Source organism: Corynebacterium evansiae (assembly GCF_027570065.1).
Classification (GTDB): Bacteria; Actinomycetota; Actinomycetes; order Mycobacteriales; family Mycobacteriaceae; genus Corynebacterium; species Corynebacterium evansiae.
Window position 1 is genome coordinate 1 of sequence record NZ_JAKMUT010000015.1, and the last position, 3,338, is coordinate 3,338.

The 3,338-nt window shown below is 54.2% G+C and carries 3 protein-coding genes and 2 rRNA genes; all 5 read left to right on the forward strand.

Annotated elements, in window-relative coordinates; all coding sequences use genetic code 11:
* A 23S ribosomal RNA gene (locus L8V00_RS09890) occupies positions 1–299 on the forward strand; the annotation flags it as partial.
* 137 nt (positions 300–436) lie between these two features.
* A 5S ribosomal RNA gene (gene rrf, locus L8V00_RS09895) occupies positions 437–554 on the forward strand.
* Positions 555–640: 86 nt separating this feature from the next.
* The gene (locus tag L8V00_RS09900) at positions 641–868 is read left to right on the forward strand and encodes a tRNA 2-thiouridine-synthesizing protein (RefSeq protein ID WP_238802256.1); all 228 of its coding nucleotides are present in this window, start codon (positions 641–643) and stop codon (positions 866–868) included.
* A complete protein-coding gene (locus L8V00_RS09905) occupies positions 868–1,995 on the forward strand; it encodes a hypothetical protein (protein ID WP_269944924.1) in 1,128 nt (375 codons plus the stop codon). Before L8V00_RS09900 ends, L8V00_RS09905 begins: the two co-directional genes overlap by 1 nt.
* A 180-nt stretch (positions 1,996–2,175) precedes the next feature.
* The coding region (locus L8V00_RS09910; RefSeq protein ID WP_269944925.1) for an HNH endonuclease signature motif containing protein at positions 2,176–3,338 on the forward strand (1,163 nt) is incomplete at its 3' end.

Genomic DNA, 3,338 nt, shown 5'->3' on the forward strand with positions numbered 1-3,338 from the left:
CAGAACGTCGTGAGACAGTTCGGTCTCTATCCGCCGCGCGCGTTGAAACTTGAAGAAAGCTGTCCCTAGTACGAGAGGACCGGGACGGACGTACCTCTAGTGTGCCAGTTATCCCGCCAGGGGTATCGCTGGTTGGCTACGTACGGAAGGGATAACCGCTGAAAGCATCTAAGCGGGAAGCCTGTTTTAAGATGAGGTTTCGTTAAGGTCCCCTAAAGACGATAGGGTAGATAGGCCAGACCTGGACGCACTGCAAGGTGTGAAGGCTACTGGTACTAATTGACCACAACAAACACCAACACACACTATGTGTGCTGGCAAAACAAACAACAAGAAGAAGAAACAAAATATTGTCACTGTCGTGACCGCGTCCACTATGCAGTATCTGACACAACACCCGAAAGCACACCTAAGGGTTGGAATGCTTCGTATGTTTGTCGGTGGTCAATAGCTGCAGGGAAACGCCCGGTCCCATTCCGAACCCGGAAGCTAAGCCTGCACACGCTGATGGTACTGCAACCGGGAGGTTGTGGGAGAGTAAGTCACCGCCGACACCAAACAACAACAAACAACAAAATAACGTAGAAGAAGAGGACGGTATACCACCGTCCTCTTCTTTTGTTTTGCTAGTCTCAAACGCATGGACCAAGCACAAATTTCTACTGTGGTGGAACAAGTAGAGCAGGGAATTCAAGGCTTGCAAGACGTCGATAAGCTTCTGGCCTATTTAGATAGCCTGCATCCCGATGATCTGGGTGGTGTGGAGTTCCTCGTTGATCGCATGTTTGAGCAGGAGCGTAACCAAATATGGGAGCTTACGGAACCTCTCAAAGAATTTCTTGCGGATTTAAAGGAATGCCAGAAGTAGTGCAGACCCTTACCGAGGCGACCATTAACTTTGTAAAGCCCACCGGACTAAATCTGGCTGACCCCGACGATTCGAGCCAGTACGCCGACCAGGTGTGGCAGGCCGGCGAGCTGCTCCAGACTGCCATGTTTGAACCTCATCTTTTAGCCGGCTATGGAATTGAGCCAATCAAGGCTCACGATATCTTCCTAGTGGCGCAACGCGCAGTTGACGAAGTTCTGCAACAGTTGCCGCTTATTGAGGATGTCAATGAAGCCGTGCGTTGGAGTGCCGAGCGCTTGGCGCAGGAACTACCTCATGCAGCTCAACTATCAAAGGTTGACGGGCTGTACTTGGCCCAGTGGCTCTTGGGCATTCTTGAGTCGCCGTATGCGGAACAAATAGATGTTGACCCCGTGCAGTACGAGGAATCTTTAGGGGTAGAGGGCGTGAAGGAACTTCGCGAGCGGGGGCAGGGTGCGTATGCAAAGCGTCGGTTGGCGGTGCTTTCTGGCTCTGTCGAGGACGTATTTCGTACTCATACGGACGGATACGAGCAGCTGATTCGCGGCCTTTCGGAGATAGGTCAGTTTGACCTCGCCTATAAGTACTCAGAGAAGGCCTTGCTGGCCTTACCCACCGAGGATACTTTCGATATCGTTACTTTTTGGGCCGCGCTTTCCGACGCCCACTTTCCCCACCGCAGTCCCGCCGTACACCGAATAGCCTTCGATAGTTTTCCAATGCTATCGACTGCGCGTGGCCTTTTTGCCGCCGTAGGGGACACCGCGTCCGTACTCATCCAAACTCGCCTGCGGGATAAGCCATGGGACCTAGCGATGTTCCAGTACTTGTGCCTAGATGATCCGGAGCGTGCTTGGGCAACAGCCTCGGACGCCAGAATTGAATGGAGCTTGGCAGAACAGCTTCTTCCGGATTTGCCGGACGAGACCATTCCCATTCTGATGCGAATAGTCGAGGAGCAGTTGGAAAACAAGTGTGGTCGCGACCAAGCGTATGAGTTGCTCGGAAAGGTCCAAAGGGCTGCTGATCCAATTTCCTTTGAAGAATTCTTGGGCCGGCTAAAGCGGAAGTTTGCTGACTGTCCTGAAATTCGCAGCCTGTTTGCCGGCGTCGACGAACTCTAAACCATTCCTTTTACCCCCGTTGACCATTGATACTCGAGTCTGGGGATCCCTGCGGGTTTAGGCCATCCTATTCGAACACAAACACCCCCACCAAGGTCATATGTCCGGTAGGCGGGATACTATATGGGAGCTAGTTAGAAAACATACTCGAAAACCCTCGTCCTGTTGGAGTGCCCCGCTGTGACTGCTACACTCGCCCCACCCGAACCTGATGTTGCCCTCGACTACCCCGAATCTCTACTCATAGACGACCCAACCAACCCCGACCCCGACGCCAACCCGGACGTCCCAGACGCGTTCTACACCACCAATGCACCCGGCAACCACATCGGCCAAGCCGGCACCTACACGCGTAAAACCTCCTGGTTCCTCTACCGCGCAATCCTGCCCCAACTAGACGACGACGTCGACTTAAGCCTCACCAGCCTGGCCAAAGACCTCGGCATCTCTTATAGCAAACTCCTCGGGTATATCCGTGCCCACTATCGCATGCGACAACTACCTCTAGTCACCGAAGTACAAGGCCAGCACTGGATACTCGATCTGACCAAACTGCGCATCATCGACCGCGAACTACACCGCCTAGATAGCAACCCCGACCATCTCGAAGCTATCGACGCAGCACTCGCAGACTTCCTCACCCCCACCACACCCAACCAAACCGTGCCCACTGATGCTGACCTACGCCGGTTTATCCGCACCTTCATCGACACCCACCTTTGCCCAGAAGACAAAGAACAAAAACCCGAACCAACCCTTCGCATTCACATCAATCCAGACCACACGACCACCCTGTCACTGACCTGCGACCGCGCCACAGCCGTTATCATCGCCCGCCACATCGACGCCTACACCAATAAAGCAAAAACAACCAACGCACAAGGCCTAATCGACCTCATCTTGGAAGACACCCACACCAGCGTCGCGATCAACACATTTACCACCAACGAAGACACCAACAGCGTCTACATCCCAGGCGCCGGATGGATAAACATAGGCCACGCGCCCACAGACAACACCTTCATCCGCCGGCTTAATGCCGACGAAATTGACGGATACACCCCAAATGTTGACATCCGCGCCTACACCCAAGGCAGAGACGCCACCTGCCGCTGGCCCGGCTGCACCATCCCCGCCACACAGTGCCAACTAGACCACCGCATCGAATACCACCAAGGCGGACCCACCAGTCCGGATAATTTAGTAAACCTTTGCCAACACCACCACAACATCAAAACTGACCGCCGCGTCCACTACATCCTCGACCCCATCACCGGCACCATCGCCTGGCTCCACCGAGACGGCACCTACCAACTAGACCACGCCACCGGACCACTAGCCAC

Coding starts and splice junctions, on each gene's coding strand:
- L8V00_RS09900 (WP_238802256.1), top strand. CDS start 641: ATGGACCAAGCACAAATTTCTACTGTGGTGGAACAAGTAGAGCAGGGA.